The sequence below is a fragment of the Mycobacterium sp. UM_WGJ genome, from assembly GCF_000455125.1.
GTDB lineage: Bacteria > Actinomycetota > Actinomycetes > Mycobacteriales > Mycobacteriaceae > Mycobacterium.
The window spans coordinates 46,096-60,232 of record NZ_AUWR01000026.1; the positions used below are offsets into that span (position 1 = coordinate 46,096).

At 68.5% G+C, this 14,137-nt stretch carries 8 protein-coding genes and 1 pseudogene; 3 read left to right on the plus strand and 6 right to left on the minus strand.

What is annotated here, in order from left to right:
* Positions 1-189 precede the first annotated feature (189 nt).
* The 3 genes from pntB to N416_RS0109715 all read right to left on the minus strand — a co-directional run bounded on the left by pntB (position 190) and on the right by N416_RS0109715 (position 3,927).
* Positions 190-1,611, minus strand: coding sequence for a Re/Si-specific NAD(P)(+) transhydrogenase subunit beta (gene pntB, locus N416_RS0109705; RefSeq protein WP_024441911.1), 1,422 nt, complete (start codon positions 1,609-1,611; stop codon positions 190-192).
* Between the two features lie 36 nt (positions 1,612-1,647).
* Positions 1,648-3,171, minus strand: coding sequence for a Re/Si-specific NAD(P)(+) transhydrogenase subunit alpha (locus N416_RS0109710; protein ID WP_024441912.1), 1,524 nt, complete (start codon positions 3,169-3,171; stop codon positions 1,648-1,650).
* Between the two features lie 138 nt (positions 3,172-3,309).
* A complete protein-coding gene (locus tag N416_RS0109715) occupies positions 3,310-3,927 on the minus strand; it encodes a TetR/AcrR family transcriptional regulator (RefSeq protein WP_036457610.1) in 618 nt (205 codons plus the stop codon).
* An 80-nt stretch (positions 3,928-4,007) separates the two neighbouring features.
* Between N416_RS0109715 and N416_RS0109720 the strand changes: the two genes are divergently transcribed.
* From N416_RS0109720 to N416_RS0109730, 3 genes are all read left to right on the plus strand, one after another.
* On the plus strand, positions 4,008-4,835 hold the full coding sequence (locus N416_RS0109720; RefSeq protein ID WP_024441914.1) for an alpha/beta hydrolase-fold protein: 828 nt from the start codon (positions 4,008-4,010) through the stop codon (positions 4,833-4,835).
* 266 nt (positions 4,836-5,101) lie between these two features.
* On the plus strand, positions 5,102-6,901 hold the full coding sequence (locus N416_RS0109725; RefSeq protein WP_024441915.1) for a hypothetical protein: 1,800 nt from the start codon (positions 5,102-5,104) through the stop codon (positions 6,899-6,901).
* 57 nt (positions 6,902-6,958) lie between these two features.
* A complete protein-coding gene (locus N416_RS0109730; RefSeq protein WP_024441916.1) occupies positions 6,959-8,899 on the plus strand; it encodes a hypothetical protein in 1,941 nt (646 codons plus the stop codon).
* A 37-nt stretch (positions 8,900-8,936) separates the two neighbouring features.
* Here the strand turns inward: N416_RS0109730 and N416_RS22110 are convergent, their stop codons facing one another.
* From N416_RS22110 to N416_RS24250, 3 genes and pseudogenes are all read right to left on the minus strand, one after another.
* A complete protein-coding gene (locus tag N416_RS22110) occupies positions 8,937-9,575 on the minus strand; it encodes a hypothetical protein (RefSeq protein ID WP_024441917.1) in 639 nt (212 codons plus the stop codon).
* A 30-nt stretch (positions 9,576-9,605) separates the two neighbouring features.
* A complete protein-coding gene (purD, locus tag N416_RS0109740; RefSeq protein ID WP_024441918.1) occupies positions 9,606-10,874 on the minus strand; it encodes a phosphoribosylamine--glycine ligase in 1,269 nt (422 codons plus the stop codon).
* 127 nt (positions 10,875-11,001) lie between these two features.
* Positions 11,002-14,137, minus strand: a pseudogene (locus N416_RS24250) (PE family protein); the annotation flags it as partial.

A 14,137-nucleotide genomic window follows, 5' to 3' on the forward strand; every position in this document is an offset into this window, starting at 1 on the left:
CCCGTAGTCTGACACAGGTGTTCCGGGCCAGCCAGGCTGACGTCACGCAGGCCGTATTACCGAGCGCCCCGGAGTCGATGCCCGGCGACGCCGGCCCTTGGGAACAGGCACTGTCGGCAGGCCAAGCCAAACGCTTGGGTGTCGCCCGGCCGCAAACGCCCGAGCACCGGCGGACGCCGGCTGCCGACGCTACAGCGCGTGCAGGATGTCCTCGACCCGGTCCTTGGCGTCACCGAACAACATGGCGGAGTTCTGCCGGAAGAACAGCGGGTTCTGCACGCCGGCATAGCCCGAAGCCATGGAGCGCTTGAAGACGATCACGTTGTCGGCGTCCCACACCGTCAGCACCGGCATGCCCGCGATCGGACTGGACGGGTCTTCGGCAGCGGCCGGGTTGACGGTGTCATTGGCGCCGATCACCAGGACCACCGACGTGTCGCCGAAGTCGTCGTTGATCTCGTCCATCTCCAGCACGATGTCGTAGGGCACCTTGGCTTCGGCCAGCAGCACGTTCATGTGGCCGGGCAGCCGGCCGGCGACCGGGTGAATGCCGAAGCGCACGTCGACGCCACGGTCGCGCAGCTTGCGGGTGAGCTCTGCGACCCCGTACTGCGCTTGAGCAACCGCCATCCCGTAGCCGGGGGTGATGATCACCGAGTCGGCGCCGCCCAGCAGTTCCGCCACACCTTCGGCGGTGATCTCGCGGTGTTCGCCGTAGTCCTTGTCCTCGGCCGGGCCGGCTTCGATCCCGAAGCCACCGGCGATCACCGAGATGAACGAGCGGTTCATCGCCTTGCACATGATGTAGGACAGGTAGGCGCCGGAGGAGCCGACCAGCGCGCCGGTGATGATCAGCAGGTCGTTGGAGAGCAGGAAGCCCGAGGCGGCCGCCGCCCAGCCGGAGTAGCTGTTGAGCATCGAGACGACCACCGGCATGTCGCCGCCACCGATGGAGGCCACCAGATGCCAACCCAGTGCCAGCGCCAGCACGGTGACCGCGATCAGCAGCCACAGCTGCGGCTCGTGCACGAACCACACCGTGAGTGCGAAGAACGCGACCAGAGCGCCGATGTTCAGGAAGTTCTTGCCCGGCAGCATCAGCGGGTTGGACTTCATCCGCGCGGACAGTTTGAGGTTGGCCACGATCGAGCCGGTGAAGGTGACCGCCCCGATGAACACTCCGATGAACACCTCAGCGGAGTGAATACCCAGCAAGCCCGAGGCCGCCAGCTCCTGCGCGTCAGGTCCGGTCCTGGCAGCCTCGACATGCAGGTAGCCGTTCCAGCCGACCAGCACGGCAGCCAGACCGACGAACGAGTGCAGCAGCGCGATCAGCTCGGGCATCCCGGTCATTTCGACGACCTTGGCCCGCCACAAGCCGATCGCCGCCCCCACCAGGGTGGCCCCGATGAGCAACGCCAGGCCGACCGGATTGATGTCGTGATGGACCGCCAAGGTGATCGTCGCCGCCAGCGCCACCGCCATCCCCAGGATGCCGAAGCTGTTGCCGGCCTTGGACGTCTCGTGCTTACTCAGCCCGGCCAGGGCCAGGATGAACAGCAAGGCCGCGACGATGTATGCCGCCGAGGCGGCGGTCTCAACTGAAAACATAAGCGGGGTCTACTCCAAGTCGGGGTGCGCAGCGCCTCAGCTGCGAGAGAACATGGCGAGCATGCGGCGGGTCACCGCAAATCCACCGAAGATGTTGATGCTGGCCAGCAGGATCGCCGCGGCGGCCAAACTCGTGATGGCTGGGTCGCCGTGGCCGATCTGCAGCAACGCGCCGACCACGATGATCCCCGAGATCGCATTGGTCACCGACATCAGCGGCGTGTGCAGCGCGTGGTGCACATGACCGATCACGTAGTAACCGATCACGATCGCCAGCGCAAAGACAATCAGGTGCACCTGCAGCGCGGCCGGCGCCATCGCGACCAGCGCGAACAGCACGGCTGCGGCCGAGACCACCACACCCAGCCGGCGCCCGGCCGACATCGGTTCTTTGTTGGCCTGCGCGACCACCGGTGCTTCGGCGACTTTGGCCGGGGCGGCCGAGACCTGCACCGGCGGCGGGGGCCACGTCGACTCGCCGTCGCGCACCACGGTCATCGACCGCTGCACCACGTCGTCGAAGTCCAGCACCAGCTGGCCGTCCTTGCCGGGTGTCATCAACTTCATCAGGTTGACCAGGTTGGTGCCGTAGAGCTGCGACGCCTGCGCGGGCAGCCGGCCGGCCAGGTCGGTGTAGCCGATGATCGTCACCCCGTTGTCGGTAACGACGGCCTGGTCCTTGACGGTGCCCTCGACGTTGCCGCCGTTGGCCGCGGCCATGTCGACGATCACGCTGCCCGGCTTCATCGACGCCACCATGTCGGCGGTGATGATCCGCGGCGCGGGCTTACCGGGGATGAGCGCGGTGGTGACGATGATGTCGACGTCGGCGCATTGGTCGGCGTAGAGCTGCGCCTCCCGAGCCTTGTAGTCGTCGCTCATCTCCTTGGCGTAGCCGGTGGCCGATACCTCGGTCTCGGTCGATTCGATCGACAGGTATTCCCCGCCGAGCGAGCGGACCTGGTCGGCCACCTCGGGACGCGGGTCGGTGGCCCGCACGATCGCCCCAAGACTGCCGGCGGCGCCGATCGCGGCCAAGCCCGCCACTCCGGCGCCCACCACCAACACTTTGGCCGGCGGCACCTTGCCCGCGGCGGTCACCTGGCCGGTGAAAAACCGGCCGAAGACATGGGCCGCCTCGATCACGGCGCGGTACCCCGCGATGTTGGCCATGGAGCTCAGCACGTCCAGCGACTGCGCACGCGAGATCCGGGGAACCGCGTCCATCGACAGCGCCGTGATGGGCCGGCGGGCCAGGTCCTCCACGCGATCGGGGTTCAGGGCCGGTGCCAACAGGCTGACCAGCGTCGCACCCGGCTTCATTCCGTCCAGCTGCTCGGTCGAGGGGGCGTTGACCCCGAAGACGATGTCGGCGGTGCGGGCATCCCCGATGGTGGCGCCGGCCTCGGTGTACGCCGCGTCGGAAAAGGACGACGCTTCTCCGGCACCGGAATCCACTACGACGTCGTAACCGAGCTTGGCTAGTGCAGCGACGGTCGTCGGCGTCGCCGACACACGCGTCTCACCGGGCTGCGCCTCGGATAGGACACCGATATTCATGACGTAGCTCTCCACATCCGCGTCTCTTCGCCGTCTTCCGGCGCTTACGGCGCCTTTCCCAGCACCTCCGGACCCCTCGTTACCCGCCAGTAGCTAAGGAGCGATAAAGGGATCGAGGCAGCATACCGTGTGGGCTTCTCAGGCCGACACCGCGCGCTGGTCCAGTGGCGCGAGCATATCGATGACGTCGACGACCGCGGCCCGGGCCGCCGCCCGGGGGCCCTGCAGGTCATCGACGAGCGCCGCCATCACCGCACCGTCGACCATGCAGACCAGGGAATAGGCCATCTCGACCCGCGCGATCCGCCCGGAGCGCTCGACGGCCTCGGTGACCGCATCAGACCGTTGGTGCAGGACACGGCGTTGAATGTCGCGCAGCGCCGGGTGGCGAGAGCACACGATATAGCGCTCATAGCGGGAGATGAGCTGCTCGGTGATCTGCGCACCGCTCTCCTCCCCCACCAACAGCTCGACCAGGATGTCCGCCGTGGTCTCGGCACTGCGTCGACGCCGGGACAACTCGGTGATACGAGCCCGCAGTTGCGCGACCTCCAACATCCCGATGTGTTCGACCGCGTGCGCGATGAGGTCTTCGAGTGACGAGAAGTAATAGGTCGTCGATGCCAGCGGCAGACCGGCCCGCTGCGCTACGGCGCGGTGGCGCACCGCATCGAACCCGCCCTCGCGCAGCAGCTCGGCAGCGGCGCTGATCAGCGCATACCGCCGCCGCTCGCCCTTGGGCGTAACTGCTGTCATCACGCCTAGAGATGCTGCCAGCCCAGGTAGCGCCGCATCATGCGTTTCCGTCTTTTGCCGACAAACAACACCCCGCTGGCATGATGGCCGCCATGCCTGTGTTGAGCCGACGAGCGGTGCTGCGCGCCGGGGCCATGCTGGGCAGTGCGGGCGCACTGGGGGCGAGCTCACTCCTTGGTGCGCGGCCCGCGCAGGCCGCACCCACAATGACGACGGGCTCGTTCGTCTCGGCCGCGCGCGGAGGTATCACCACCAATTGGGCGATCGCCCGGCCCCCCGGCCAGACCGGGGCGTTGCGTCCGCTGATCGCGTTGCACGGCAAGGGAAGCGACGCCGCGACGGTGATGGCCGGCGGGGTCGAACAGGGCCTGGCCGAAGCTGTCAACGCGGGCCTGCCGCCGTTCGCGGTGGTTGCCGTCGACGGCGGCGGGAGCTACTGGCACCGCCGCACATCCGGGGAGGACTCGGGGGCCATGGTGACCGAGGAGTTATTGCCACTGCTGGCCGAGCAGGGCCTGGACACCTCGCGAGTGGGTTTCATCGGCTGGTCGATGGGCGGCTACGGCGCGCTGCTGCTGGGGGGGCGACTCGGCGCGCGCCGAACCGCAGCGATCTGCGCGGTCAGCCCCGCACTGTGGCTGACCCCCGGAGCGACAGCGCCGGGGGCATTCGATGGCGCGTCGGACTACTCGGCCAACTCCGTTTTCGGGATGCCCGCACTCGGCTCGATACCGATTCGGGTGGACTGCGGAAACGACGACCCGTTCTATTCAGCAACTCAGGCGTTTATCGCCCAGCTGCCCAACCCTCCCGCGGGCGGGTTCTCCCCCGGTGGGCACGACGGCACATATTGGAGTTCCCAGATTCCGGCCGAGTTGACTTGGATAGCTCCGCTGCTGACGGCCTGAGCGCAAGTTCCACTTAAAAAGGACATATCTCAGCCGCTCGCGGCGCGATCGCCACCCATCGTTTCCAAACTCGGACGATTCGTCGCGAAAATCGGACTTATCGGTTCGCGAATTTCGCTTGTTTTCCAGGACTTTGGAGAAAGTTGCCGCATTTACATAACCGCAAATATCTTGTGTGACGAAGAGCACTCGGGATAAATTCAGAATGCGCACTCACGTTTAACTCAACGTTTTCTGAGCCCTTTCGACGGATTGGAAGGCCCGTGATGACAAATCGACTTATCCGAACGGCCACCGTTGCTGCCACCGCGGGTGGCGGCTTGATCACCGCGGCATTAGTGGCCTTTGTCCAGGGCGCAGTCGCTGCCGCCGCGCCCGGTGAAGACGCTTTCACCATCGACGGCACCACATTCGATCCGACATTGACTGGCGGCGGCCAGGGCTTCAACCTCGTCGCACCGCTCAACCTGGCGCCGCCGCTGCTGGGCCTGGGCGGCGGGTCGGTGGCGGTCGGTAGAAACATCTTGGACCTCGCCCCGCAGAGCTTCGATCTATCCAACGGCACCACGTCGCTCGGCAGCATCGACACCAACGAAACCGTCTCCTATCTGTTCGGCCTGCCCAACACCGCGTTCACCGTCACCGGCAGCACCCCCGCCGATGGTGTCGAGGCCTCGGCACTTCCCGTGACCGGAACCGTCTACGACGTGTTCAACCTGGGCGGCGGCTTCTACAACGTCTATGTCGCCACTCCCGGCGAGAACGGCACCGTCACCGACACCCTGGTGACGCCGTTCGGCAATATGAACCTCGACGCGCTGTTCGTCGGCATGAACGCCGCCAACCCGCTCGACCCGTCCCTCGCGTTCGCCGCGCTGCAGGCCGGCGACAGCAGCATCGGCGATGACGCCTTCAGCATCGGCGGCTTCACCTTCAACCCGTTCAGCACCGGGGAGGACGGCACGGTGACCGACGGCTTCGCCCCCGTCAGCTCGCTCGCCGGTATCCCGCCGTTGCTGAATCTCGGCGGCGGCCAACTGGTGATCAGCACGGCCTTCCCCAACGTGCAGCCCACCCCGTTCGCACCCCAGGACTTCACCGTCTACAACGGAACCGGGTCGAGCGCCACCGAGATCGGCACCGCCCACACGGCGGTGGACGTGACGAACCTGTTGGGCATGACCAACACGCAGTTCGTCGTCCAAAACGTCACAGCGGCCGACGGTGTTGACGACGCGTTGCTGCCGGTTAAGGGAGCGGTCTATGACGCGTTCAACTTCGGCGGCGGCTGGGCGAACGTCTACACCGCCACCCCGGACGTCGTCGCCGAAGACGGCACCGTCACCCACGGCACCGTTCACGACACCCTGGTGACCCCGTTCGGCAACATGAGCCTGGACGCACTGTTCGGCGGCTTCAATGCCGCCAACCCGCTCGACCCGGGTGACGCCTTCACCGGCCTGCAGGTCGGCGACAGCTCCTATGGCGACGACGCCTTCAGCCTCGGCGGCTACGTCTTCGACCCGTTCACCGGAGCCGGCGACAACGTGGCCGAGGGCTTCCGCGCCATTCCCGCGCTGTTCGGCGCCGCGCCGCTGCTGAGCCTCGGCGGCGCCACCGTCGCTCTCGGCGCTGGGGTGGACCCGATCAACTTTGCGCCGCAAGACTTCACCATCTACGGCGGGACTGACGACACCGACCTCGGAACCATCCGGGCCAGCGTAAATGTGGCGAACCTGCTGGGTATGGCCAACACCGAGTTCACCGTCCAAAGCGTCACGGCCGCCGACGGTATGGAGGACGCGTTGCTGCCGGTGAAGGGAACGGTCTACGACGTCCTCAACTTCGGCGGCGGTTGGCAGAACATCTACATCGCCACGCCCGGGGAGGACGGCACCATCACCGACACCCTGGTGACCCCGTTCGGCAACGTCGACCTGAGTTCGCTGTTCGACATGTTCAACGCCGCCAACCCGCTCGACCCGGGCGACGCCTTCACCGGTCTCGACGACGCGATGTCAGCGATGGCCTCCTCCTGGGACCCGCTGGCGCTCTTCGGCCTCTGACGCACTGCCTGAAATCCAATCGAACAGAGAGGAATACCTGTGAAGAGGAATCGACGTATGCAACTGACCGCTGCCGCCGTCACTGCGGGCGGCGGGCTGCTGACCGCCGCGTTCCTGCAAACCGCTACGGCCGTCGCCGAAAGCGACGCCGACGCGGCTTTCACCATCGGCGGCCTCACCTTCACCGACCCGATGGCGATCGACTTCCTAGGCGCAGCGACGCCCGGCTATGAGCCCCTCACCCCGGTATTCGCCAACGCACCGCTGTTGTCGCTGGGCAGCGACAGCCTGCTGGGTCTGCTCAGTCTCGGATCGCAGCAGTTCACGCTCGAAGACAGCAGCGGCGTCACGCTCGGTACGATCCTGACCTCCACCAACGTGCAGAACCTCTTGGGCATCCAGACGGCGCAGTTCACCGTCACCAGCATCGATCCCGCCGCGGGCCTCACCGACGGTCAGGCTGCCGAGCTCCCGGCCGACGGCACCGTCTATAGCATCACCAACTTCGGTGGCGGCTTCGCCAACGTCTACGTGGCCACCCCGAACGCCGACGGTACAGCCGCGGCCAGCATCACCAACACGTTGATGACCCCGTTCGGCAACTTCGACCTGCCGACGTCCTACGACGCCATCGCACCACTGGACCCGGGTGCGGCGCTGGAAGCACTGGGGAACACCTCCGGCGTCACCGGTCTCAGCGATAACGCCTTTACCATCGGCGGCACCACCTTCGACCCGGGCAGCGGCGGAGTCACCGTGGCCGAACCGCTGTCGCTGGCCAGCTTCGCCCCGTTACTGAACTTCGCGGCCAGTGGGATCAACATCAGCGGCACCGGCACCAGCGGCACTCAGACGTCCCAGGTCTTCGACGTCTACACCAACGGCAGCGACGCCGGCAGCGTCGCCAGCTATCTCTGGTACTCCGACCTGTTGGGGATCGACAGCACGCAGTTCACCGTCGGGGCCATCACCCCGGCCGCCGACGCGATCCAAGGCGCGCTGAGCGCCGAACTCGACTTCACCGGCGCCAACTTCACCGCGCAGGAGTTGGCCGCTGCCTTGGCAGCCAACAGCGCACCGCTGACCTTCGGCAACGGCGAGATCGACGACACCGCGGTCACCATCGCCCTCGCCAGCAGCGGCATCAATCTGACCGGCAGCGGCATCACCACTGCCGACATCGCCGAGGTGCTCAACGGTATGAACCTCAGCGACCTGCCCGCGGTCGGAACGGTTTACAGCGTCACCGACTTTGGCGGCGGCTTTGCGAACGTCTACGAAGCCATCCCGGGAACCGGCGGCGGATCGGCCGCCATCACCAACACCCTGGTGACTCCGTTCGGCAACCTCAACCTACCGACGTCATTCGATGCCACCGCCCCGCTGGACCCGGCGGCACCATTGGGGGCACTCGCTGCGACGTCTGACAGCGCCACGCTCTCCGACAACGCGTTCACCATCGGCGGCCTCACCTTCGACCCAGGCAGCGACGGGTTCAACACCGATGGCGCCTATCCGCTGTTCGGCATCGCGCCGCTGCTGCAGATCGCCGGCGTCAACGCGCTGGGAGCCTTCCTGCCCAGCCAGACCGGAGTCGCCATGTACGACAGCAGCGGCGCCGACCTGGGCACAGTCACTCTCGGCGAGAACATGTCGAACATCTTCGGCATCGAGACCACGCAGTTCACCGTCACCTCAGTCGATGCCCTCTCAGGTCTGACCGACGCGCAAATCGCAGAGTTGCCGACACTGGGCACGGTCTACAGCGTCACCGATCTCTGGGGTTTCACGAACGTCTATGAGGCCGTCGCGAACGCCGACGGCACGGCCGCGTCCAGCATCACCGACACGTTGATCACCCCGTTCGGCAACATCGACCTGTCGGGCATGTTCAGCATGTTCGACGCCGTCTCACCGCTCGACGCCGGAGATGCGGTGTCGGGCATCGACCTGACGGCCGGCGGCTTCGACTTCTTCGACCCGAGTAGCTGGTTCTGACGCGGCGTGCAGCGTCACCTCAGACGGTGACCACCGTCTACTGCTGGCAGAGCTTGCCCAGCGTGGTGATGTGCGAATCGAGGTCATGCCCCAGCTGCTCGCGCTCCGTATTCGGTTGCCCGACAAGGTAGCTGAGGTTCAGGCGCTCCAGCGCACCGGCCATCTTCTCGGTGGAGTCCACGATGTCTTGCGGCGTCGCGGGGTCCGCCTCGAGCCGGCCACGCAGGTAAGCCGCACCCGCAGTCAGCGACAACCGGGCGTTGGCGGCCACCGCGAGTTGGGCCACGGGGTTCTCCGGCTCCGGGTTCTTCATGTGCATGTTGTTGGCCACCGCTTGGCGAGCCAGTACGACCGCGCCGCACACGTCTTTCTTCGCGTCGTTGACCTGCTCACCGCTGAACTTGGCAGAACCACCCGAGGACGAGCCACCGGACGGGTGCCACAAGCCGGCGACGGCCGCACCACCGATGAGCCCGGCGACCAGTCCGACCGCCGCGGCGATCAGCAGGGGGCGGACGGTGCTCGACTGCGGCGGTGTCGGAGCCGGGGTCGGAGCTGACCGCCGTTTCGCCGTGCCGGCGGCTTTTGCCGGGCGTTCCTGCGCTTCGGATTCACTTTTCGCCGGGTCGTCCTGCTTTTCGGATTCAGTGGACTCCGGTTCAGTGTGGTCAGCCATGCCACCCAGGATAGCGGTAGGCCCCTGCGGTCAGATCTGGATCTTCCCCTGGGCGGCGGCCGCGCCGATGTCGCTGCGGAAGTGGCTTCCCGGCAAGCGTATTGAGTCGAGGATCCGGTAGGCGTCGGCACGCGCGGCATTCAGGTCGTCTCCGACACCCACCACCGACAGCACCCGCCCGCCGGAGGACACCACCGCCCCATCGTCACGGCGTGCGGTGCCGGCGTGCAAAACCCCTTCGGCCTCGGCGCCCACGATCACGTCACCGACGCGCGGCCGGCCGGGATAGTTCTCCGCGGCCAGCACCACCGTCACCGCCGCCGCATCCCGCCAGCGCAACTTGCCGAACTCGCTGAGCCCGCCGGTGGCGGCGGCATGCAGCAACTGCCCGAGCGGCGACTCGAGCAGTGCCAACACCGCCTGGGTCTCCGGATCGCCGAAGCGGCAATTGAATTCGACCACCGCCGGCCCGGTCGACGTCATCGCCAGACCGGCATACAGCAATCCGGTGAACCGGGCGCCTCGCCGGACAAGTTCGGCCGCGACGGGCTCAACGACGTCGGCGACGATGCCGGCGACAGCCTCCCGGGACAACCACGGCAACGGTACGTAAGCGCCCATGCCGCCGGTGTTGGGGCCGCTGTCGCCGTCACCGACCCGCTTGAAGTCCTGCGCCGGCAGCAACGGGACCACGGTAGCGCCGTCGACGACACAGAACAGGGATAGTTCGGGACCGTCCAGGAAGGATTCCAGCAGCACCGGATGCCCGCTGTCGAGCAGTCCGGCGGCGTGGGCCCGGGCCGCTGCCCGATCTGCCGTGACGACGACGCCCTTGCCGGCGGCCAGCCCGTCGTCCTTGACCACCCAGGCCGCCTCCCCGGCATCGGGCCCGAACCGGGTCAGGGCGGCGTCCAGGTCGGCGGGGCTGTCGACGATCTCCGAGCGGGCGGTGCGCACGCCGGCGGCGGCCATCACGTCCTTGGCGAACGCCTTGGAGCCTTCGATGCGGGCGGCGTCCTGCGACGGCCCGAAGCAGGCGATCCCGGCGGCACGCACCGCATCTGCGACACCCAAGACCAGCGGCACCTCCGGCCCGATCACCACCAGGTCGGCCTCGACGTCGCGGGCCAAGGCGGTGACCGCCGTAGCCGAGGTGATGTCGATGTCTCGTTGCTCGGCCACTGCGGCGGTACCGGCGTTGCCGGGGGCGATCACCAGGTGATCGACCTTGGGGTCGTTGCGAAGGGCTAGGAGTAACGCATGTTCCCGGGCGCCGGAACCGATCACCAGCACGCGCATGGGCGCCACTCCTCTCCGAGTTTCGCCTCGCTAGTCGGCGAGACTCGCGACACAGGATATATAGCGTCGGCCACTGCAGATGGCGCTGCATGCCTCCAGCAGCGCACCGCCGGACCCGACAAGCCGGCTAGGCCGGGGCGCCCGTCGCGCCGGCCTGGCCGCCAGAACCTGCCTGCCCACCGGAACCACCTGTCCCCGCGGCGCCGGCCGTACCGCCCGCGCCGCCCACGCCTGGGTTGCCGCCGTTGACTCCGGAGACTCCGTTGGCACCGTTACCCCCGACGCCGCCGTTGCCGCCGTCGCCGTTTTGGCTGCCCTCCGTGCCGCGGCCAGCTAAAGCATCCGGACTGCTGGTTCCGGCGTTGCCACCGGCCCCACCGGTGCCGCCGATGCCGCCGGTGCCGTTGTTGCGATAGATGTCGCCGTTCGCGCCCGCTCCGCCATCGCCGCCGTAGGCACCGTTGCCGCCGATTCCACCAGTGCCGATGCTGCCGGCGTTTCCGCCATTACCACCGCGTCCGCCGTTGCCGCCGTAGCCGTTGTTGGCGTCGATCCGGCCGGCCCGGCCGTTTCCACCGGTACCGCCATTCCCTCCGGAACCGGCCTGGCCAGTGGCAGCGCCGGCATTGCCGCCGTGCCCCCCACTGCCACCGTTGCCGCCGTAGCTGTTGTTGGAGGTGGAGGTGCTGTCCGCACCGTTGCCTCCGTCTCCGGCATCGCCGCCCCTGCTGACGATCGGCCCGACGGTGCCGACAGATCCGTTCTGCCCGCCGTTACCGCCGCTACCGCCATTGCCGCCGTAGCCGTTGTTGTAGCCCAGCTGGCCGTCGTCGCCATGACCGCCCTTGCCGCCGTCTCCACCGGCACCGGCCTGGCCAGTGCTGTTTGCTGCGTTTCCGCCAGACCCGCCGTGCCCGCCGTTGCCGCCGTAGCCGTTGTTGTAGCCGACGCGCCCATCCGCACCGTCTCCACCGGCTCCACCGGTACCGCCGTTGCCCACCTGCCCGGCGGATCCCACCGTGCCGGCCAGCCCCCCGGTCCCGCCGCTTCCGCCGTTGCCGCCGTAGCCGTTGTTGTAGCCGACTTGGCCGTGGGCACCGGCACCACCATCGCCGCCGACACCACCGTTGCCCGCCTTGCCGGTGGCGTTGCCGGCATTGCCACCCAGGCCACCGGTTCCGCCGTTGGCACCCTGGCCATTGTTGTTGGTGACCTCGCCGGCCGCGCCGGTTCCGCCGGCACCGCCGTCGCCGCCGTTACCGGCCGCACCGCCGAGGCCGACGGTCCCGGCCAGTCCACCGGTACCGCCGTTACCGCCGTGAGCGCCCGTGCCACCGTTGTAGCCGCGCACGCCGTCGGCACCGGCCCCACCGATGCCACCGGTACCGCCGTTACCGGCCTGACCGGCTGCTCCTCCGGCGTTGCCGCCGTTGCCACCCGTGCCACCGGTACCGCCGTAGCCGTTGTTGACCCCGAACTCACCAGTGGCACCCGCGCCCCCGGCGCCGCCGTTGCCGCCATCACCGACCTCGCCGTCCGAGCCCATGATCGACCCGCCCAGGCCACCCTTGCCGCCGGTGCCTCCGTTGCCACCGTTGCCACCGCGGCCGGCACCGGACTGCATGGTGGTGGCGTCCGCTCCATTGGCACCGTTGCCGCCCATGCCGCCGCTACCGCCGTTACCGTGGTCGCCGCCGTTGCCACCGTTGCCGCCGGCACCACCGTTTGCAGCGGACTGGCCCGGGGCGGCGGGATGAGCCGGGGTGTAGCCAGCGCCGCCGTCGCCCCCGTTTCCAACGACGACGCCGACCGGCGCACTGCCGGTGTTGCCGGCCTGGCCACTGCCGTTCGAGCCGACTCCTGCCGTACCTGCGGTACCACCGTGGCCGACATTGCCGCCGTTTCCGCCGTTGCCGCCAGTGGTGTGGGTGGCGATCCCGGACGCCCCGTTGCCGCCGTCTCCGGGGTTGGCGCCGTTACCACCGCTGCCGGCATTGCCACCCGTGCCTTGCGTTCCGGCGCTGCCGCTGCCGTTGTTCAGTGCGCCCGCCGCACCGCCGTCGCCCCCGTTGCCACCGTGACCGCCGGCTCCGCCGTTGCCGCCGTTGCCGCCATTGCCGGTCCCGCCGTCGGCGAAACTGCCGGTGGCTCCGTCATTGCCCTTGCCGCCGTCGCCACCGGTAGCTCCGTGACCACCGTTTCCTCCGGACCCCGCATTACCGGCTTGGGTGCCGCTCGCGCCGCCCGCGCCACCCTTCCCGCCGGATCCGCCGGTGCCGCCGGCGCTTCCTGACGCCCCTGGATTCTGGGCGTCTGCGCCCTGAGCACCCGTGGTCCCATCGCCACCGTGGCCACCGTTGCCCCCATTGCCGCGGTCGCCGCCATTGCCGCCAGCACCACCGTTACCACCGTTGGTGCTCGCTACAGCCTGGTCGTCACTGCCGGCGTCGTAACCGTTGCCGCCGTTGCCACCGTTGCCGACGACACCGGTGACACCGCTGCCGGACAATCCCTCTTGGCCCGCATTGCCGGGACCGGCGCTGCCGCCGGTCCCGGCCGCGCCACGTTCGCCACCCGTGCCGGCCGCACCGGCATTGCCACCGTTGCCGCCATTACCGCCCGCGAGGTGAGCGGCGTCGCCAGCCTTGCCGTCGCCACCATCGCCGGGCGTGCCGGCGGCTCCGCCGTGACCACCATTGCCGCCGTTGCCGTTGGCGCCTGCCACGCCGCCCGCTGCCGTGGAAGCTCCACCGTTGCCGCCCGTACCACCGCGACCGCCGGCACCGCCGTTCCCGCCGTCGCCGGCATTGCCACCGTGAGCACCCGCCTCGGCGTTCCCGTCGCCGGCTGCGTCGTACCCGTCGCGGCCTTCGCCACCGTTGCCGCCCTGACCACCGTTGCCGCCGTTACCGCCAGCCCCGCCGACCGCACCGGTCCCCCCATGACCGCCGGACCCTGCTGCGCCGCCCCTGCCGCCTTCTTGACCGTTGTCGCCGGGGTTGACTCCGCTCACACCGTGATAGCCCGCGCCGCCATCGCCGCCGTCGCCGCCGTCACCGCCGTTGCCCTGAATGCCGTCGAGCCCGCTGGCACTGCCATCGGAGTTGCGGCCGCCGGTACCACCCGCGCCGCCGTTTCCACCGTTGCCGCCGTTGCTCCCAGCGCCGCCGTTGCCACCCGGCGCGGCCGCCTGCGTGCCATCGACACCGTCAGCGCCCCGGCCACCGGCACCACCATTACCGCCTTGCCCGGCGACACCATCG